The 314-nt window shown below is 40.4% G+C and carries 1 protein-coding gene; it reads right to left on the bottom strand.

Features of this window, described 5'->3' with window-relative positions; genetic code table 11:
* Positions 1 to 46: 46 nt before the first annotated feature.
* On the bottom strand, positions 47 to 314 hold a 268-nt coding region (locus E1171_RS23075), incomplete at its 5' end, for a DUF2586 family protein (RefSeq protein WP_222931261.1).

Genomic DNA, 314 nt, shown 5'->3' on the forward strand with positions numbered 1-314 from the left:
CCAGTCGTATGACCTTCCGTTAATTAATGGAATCATGTTTTATTGCTTATAATTGTACTGAAAAACCTATGTTTACTTTTATTTCTCTGGCTAATCCTACCGGGACCAAAGTCACGTCGATACTTAATGAAGAAGTGCTCAACACATCCTGATCCGGATTAATGTTCACGCTATAGGCCGAAAGTTCACCCTCTTTTGCCATTTGCTCCACGCGCAATTGTGCCTGAGACTGAAAACTTGCCACAGTATCTGCAGATAATTTACCAGATGCATCTACATACAATGGAGCGTTCAGGTTAGGTAACATCATTTCT

This window comes from Xanthovirga aplysinae (assembly GCF_009711365.1).
Classification (GTDB): domain Bacteria; phylum Bacteroidota; class Bacteroidia; order Cytophagales; family Cyclobacteriaceae; genus Xanthovirga; species Xanthovirga aplysinae.